This window comes from Neobacillus citreus, from assembly GCF_018343545.2.
GTDB lineage: Bacteria > Bacillota > Bacilli > Bacillales > Cytobacillaceae > Neobacillus > Neobacillus citreus.
In genome coordinates, this window is the sequence record NZ_JAGYPE020000125.1 from 1 (window position 1) to 5,039 (window position 5,039).

At 39.5% G+C, this 5,039-nt stretch carries 5 protein-coding genes and 1 pseudogene; 3 read left to right on the top strand and 3 right to left on the bottom strand.

The features are described from left to right. The 3 genes from zapB to KHB02_RS29345 form a co-directional block, all read right to left on the bottom strand. Positions 1-195: cell division protein ZapB (gene zapB / locus KHB02_RS30110; RefSeq protein ID WP_476739055.1), on the bottom strand; the 195-nt coding region annotated here is incomplete at its 3' end. 35 nt (positions 196-230) lie between these two features. Further along, positions 231-1,634: an FMN-binding glutamate synthase family protein gene (locus KHB02_RS29340; protein ID WP_213145708.1), complete on the bottom strand. Its 1,404-nt coding sequence runs from the start codon at positions 1,632-1,634 to the stop codon at positions 231-233. Positions 1,635-1,636: 2 nt separating this feature from the next. After that, on the bottom strand, positions 1,637-3,049 hold the full coding sequence (locus KHB02_RS29345) for an FMN-binding glutamate synthase family protein (RefSeq protein WP_213145707.1): 1,413 nt from the start codon (positions 3,047-3,049) through the stop codon (positions 1,637-1,639). A gap of 222 nt (positions 3,050-3,271) precedes the next feature. On the opposite strand from KHB02_RS29345, the gene KHB02_RS29350 reads away from it, so the two are divergent. The 3 genes and pseudogenes from KHB02_RS29350 to KHB02_RS29360 all read left to right on the top strand — a co-directional run bounded on the left by KHB02_RS29350 (position 3,272) and on the right by KHB02_RS29360 (position 4,509). Further along, a complete protein-coding gene (locus KHB02_RS29350; protein WP_213145706.1) occupies positions 3,272-3,754 on the top strand; it encodes a DUF2975 domain-containing protein in 483 nt (160 codons plus the stop codon). A 34-nt stretch (positions 3,755-3,788) separates the two neighbouring features. Next, a pseudogene (locus KHB02_RS29355) lies at positions 3,789-4,277 on the top strand (DUF2975 domain-containing protein). A 10-nt stretch (positions 4,278-4,287) separates the two neighbouring features. Then, positions 4,288-4,509, top strand: a complete 222-nt coding sequence (locus tag KHB02_RS29360) for a helix-turn-helix domain-containing protein (protein ID WP_213145705.1) — start codon at positions 4,288-4,290, stop codon at positions 4,507-4,509. Positions 4,510-5,039 lie beyond the last annotated feature (530 nt).

A 5,039-nucleotide genomic window follows, 5' to 3' on the forward strand; every position in this document is an offset into this window, starting at 1 on the left:
AAGTTGCGACACCTTATCCGCAAGTTGCGACACCTCATCCGCAAGTTGCGACACCTCATCCGCAAGTTGCGACACCTTATCCGCAAGTTGCGACACCTCATCCGCAAGTTGCGACACCTTATCCGCAAGTTGCGACACCTCATCCGCAAGTTGCGACACCTTATCCGCAAGTTGGCGCCCGAAAATATCCCCCAACCAATGGCTGGGGGATTAACCTTTGTCTATCGAGACTATTTGTCTTCCCATGCCTTAAAGGAAAACGGAATTCCTACCTTTTTAGCCGTCAATTCATCATAGGAAACCAAATCCTTTTTTGACAACTCTTTTAAAGAGCGTTTACCCATTGATCTTAATGCCATTTTCATTTCTTCAGTACAAGCTGTTAGGAATTTCTCCGCTGTTTTTTCCCCTACATCGGTTTTAAATTGATCCTTGAACTTGCCGTCATACCAAATCGCTTGTGTAGGCGGTTCAAATGGAAGGGCATTCAATACTTGATCGTGTGCCAGAGCAAACAGCATGGCGGTGCCTACATATACAGCGTCAGCTCCGAGCGCAAGCACTTTTAAGAAATGTCCTGGGACTAACATGCCTCCTGATACGATTAAACTAATTTTCCCTTTCATCTGTCTTTTTTCTAGATGGTTCACAGCTCTCACTACAGCATGTAATGTCGGGATTCCAAAATCATCAAATAATATAGGTGGTGCCCCGTACATGCCTGCTTGTCCGCCGTCAATGGTAATAAAATCAACCCCCATAAAGAGTAAATGATCAAGATCTTCTTCCATTTTTCCACCTGCGCCAATTTTGACACCTATGGGGACTCCACCAGATAGTACCCGAAGTTCATCCACAAGTAGTTTTAAATCTAGCAATGTTTGATCTTCGAAAAAGTTTTCATTAATGACTGCTTCTTCATTTTCCTTAAGTCCCATTACTTCACGAGCACGGCCTGTTAACCTTTGTGGCGGAATTTTCTCCCCCATTCCCGCTAAAGCGCCCTGACCTAATTTAATTTCAATCATATCAGCACGCTTCAATAAGTGTTCTTCCTTTGCCCAATCCGTTTTAGAAATTTGTAAAATATACTTTCCGGCAGCGGTTAATTCTTCGGGTAGAATTCCACCTTGACCAGAGTTAATCGCAGTTCCTGTCTTATTTGCTGCTTTAGCCAAAGAAAGTCTAGCTTGTTCACTAAGTGAAATCCCAAAGCCCATTCCACTGATCATCAATGGAATATTAATTTTCATTGGCTTTGTTGCCTCCGGTCCAATCGTAACGGTAACATCTACCTCATCTACACCATCAATTGGAAAGGGTGATGTTTGTGCAGGGATAAAAGTAATGGGTTCCAAATGCGGCCATTTTTTTGCAGAGCCGCCGAGCGGGCGAAAAAGGACCGTTCCGGTTTCTGCCCGTAAGCTATTTTCCAGCACATTTTGAATCCCCATATGCCGAAGGCCTGGTATCAGTTCCATAATATTTTCTTGATAACTGTCAGATAAAATAATTTTACCAGCCATCTTCACTACTCGTTTCATCATCCAGCGCCAACCAATGAGCATGAATAGAAACACCACAAATAATAGGGACATTAGTCCAAAAGTCAAATAAACAAAAATGTTCGCCATTGTCAGTTCTCCAATTGTTTTTCTTCCCATGGATCAAAGGAAAACGGAATTCCCACCATTTGGGCGGTTAATTCATCAAAGGATACCAGATCCTTTTTTGATAATTCTTTTAAAGAACGCTTACCCATTGCTCTTAATGCCGTCTTGATTTCTTCTGTACAAGCTGTTAAGAATTTCTCCGCAGATTTTACCCCTACTTCAATCTTAAATTGATCCTTGTATTTCCCTTGATTCCAAACAACTTGTGTCGGTGGTTCAAACGGAAGGGCATTCAATGATTGCGGATGTGAGACGGTAAATAACATAGAGGAGCCTAAATACACAGCATCCGCTCCAAGGGCGAGCACTTTTAAAAAATGCCCTGGTACTAGAAGTCCGCCAGAGGCAATTAAACTAATCTTTCCTTTCATGTTTCTCTTTTCTAGGTGATTAGCAGCCCTGACAATCGCATGCAGAGTTGGGATTCCAACGTCGTCAGCTAAAATAGGGGGAGAACCGAGTGTTGCTGCTTGTCCACCATCAACCGCAATATAATCAACACCCATATAGATTAAATGATCAATATCTTCTTCAATTTTCCCGCCAGCCCCAATTTTTGTGCCAATAGGAACACCACCTGTTATACTCCGAAGCTCATCAACAAGTTCTTTTAAATCATCCAGTGTTTGATCTACAACAAAATTATCATAAATCACGGCATCCTCGTTTTCCTTTAACCCCATCAGTTCACGGGCACGAGCCGTTAAATTTTTAGGAGAAATTTTCCCACCTGTCCCGAATAATGCGCCTTGTCCCAATTTAATTTCGATCATATCGGCCTGCTTTATTAATTCTTCCTCTTTTGACCAATCTGTTTTGGAAAACTGTAAAATATATTTTCCGCTAACATTGATTTCTTCAGGCAGAACTGCCCCTTCACCAGAATTAATGGCGGTTCCAACATTGTTCGCTGCTTGTGCCAATGAAAGTCTCACTTCCTCACTGAGTGCAATCCCATAGGCCATGCCGCTGATCATTAACGGGATTTTTATTTTCATCGGTTTTTTTGCTTGAGGCCCAATGATTACTTCCACATCAACATCTTCTTCACCGTCAATTGGAAAAGGTGATGTTTGGGCGGGAATGAAGGTAATCGAATCTAAATGCGGCCATTTTTTCGAAGAGCCAAGCGGACGGTGGAGAACATCGCCTGTTTCTGCCCGCAAGCTATTTTCAAGCATATTTTGAATGCCCATATGCCGGAGTCCGGGCATCAATTCCATCACATTTTCTTGATAACTGTCTGTTAAAATAATCTTTCCCATTTGCTTTACCATCCGTTTCATGATCCAACGCCAACCAAAAAGCATGAATATAAAAATGGTAAAAACAAACGCAACCATTCCAAAGATCAAGTAATATAAAATATTCACCATCGTTATTTCTCCAAAATCTAAATAATTTCAACTAATACTATTATATTCCAAAAAATGCTAATTCTATAAATATCAAGATGATACTAAGAACATATTGGAGTAAGCTTTAAAAACCGTGTATATTTAACAGCAAAAATATCATAATAAAAAATAAAAATTTATTGATAATCGATAAATACCGTGTTAAATTCTCATTAACAATAAATTTGTGAGGTGCTGTTTATGAAACATGTATCAACACTCTTCTTGAAGATAGCAGTTTTTCTGATTGGGATCCCTGTTCTTGCTTTATGCATCTTTTTGGTGCCTGAGTTAGGAAAACTTGCAGCAAAATTGCTTCCAGGGGTTGCTTCTATAAAATATCTGATTTTCATTATTTTTTATGCATCTGTGATTCCTTTTTACTTTGCTTTGTACCAGGCTTTCAAACTGCTACTCTTTATTGACAAAAATATAGCTTTCTCCGATTTGTCTGTAAAAGCTTTAAAGAAAATCAAACAATGTGCCATCACCATCAGCATTTTGCATGTGCTAGTCTTGCCGCTCTTCTATCTCTTTGCGGAGAAAGACGACGCCCCTGGTGTCATCTTTGTCGGATTGGTTGTACCTTTTGCTTCCATGGTGATCGCCGTCTTTGCTGCTGTTCTTCAAAAACTGTTAAAAGAAGCGATTGATATCAAATCTGAAAATGACTTAACCGTCTAGGTTTGTATTACAATTCATTTGTGAGGTGTTTTTTATGAACCGCTGGGCAACTTTTTTACTTAAAGGAGTAATTATTCTTATCGGAATTGTCGCACTTGGTTTGTGTATATTTCTGTTTCCTGAGATAGCCAGTAGAGATGCAGAAGTGCATCCAGAGACTGCTTACTTGCAATATCCCTTTTTACTAGCTGCTTATTTATTCTCTACGCCCTTTTTCATCGCGTTGTATCAAGCATTTAAACTTTTAATTTACATTGATAAAAACAATGCTTTCTCAGAATCATCTATTTGAGCTTTGAAGGTGATCAAACGCTGTGCTATTACCATCATTGCTTTTATTGCAGCTGGAATCCTATCTGTCGTTATATTGAGTGCAGGTACAGGTGAAGACATAACAGGTATTATAAGCTTGGGATTTATGCTCACTTTTGCTTCAAGCGTAATCGCAACCTTTGTTGGCGTCCTCCAAAAACTTGTAAAAGTAGTCGTTGATATAAAATCTGAAAATGATTTAATAGTGTGAGGTGAAAACCATGTCGATCATAATTAATATTGATGTGATGCTGGCGAAAAGGAAAATGAGCGTAACGGAGCTTTCGGAGAGGGTCGGAATTACGATGGCAAACCTTTCTATCTTGAAAAATGGAAAGGCAAAGGCGATTCGTTTTTCCACTTTAGAGGCCATTTGCAAAGCATTAGATTGCCAGCCTGGAGATATTTTAGAATATAAAAGTAACGAAGACACTAGACATTAATAGACAAAAATTTCTTCAGCAGTCTGCAATCTGGAATAGAAAAAAAGCGAAGGAGCTTGGTTTGACAGCCTTCGCTTTTTACTCAATACTACGGCAAGCACCCATTTAATCCCCTTTTCGTCAAAATCCTTGCAATATCTCTTTATTAAGTAGTTTTTCCCCACATTGTGGGCAATAATTATAAGTCATTTCATTCCTCCTTAAATCGATTCTTTAGAATAAAAGAGGAACTCCTCCTATGAACCAAACTTATTTCCCTTTTCTAAAAGGTTATGAATATGGTCAAACAGGAATTCCTTAAATGTTAACTACATTTATTTCGCTAAAGGAAGCATAATAAGGAAAATCTACATCCTTTCATCAAGAATGGAGCGAAAATAATGAAAGATTTACATTCAGTCCAAGAGGTAGAACAGTTTGTTCATAATCACCCACTCAGTTTTATTTATGTATTAATCGAGTAGGAGGGGGTGACTAACCCCCGACCTCTCACACCACCGTACGTACCGTTCGGTATACGGCGGTTCTAT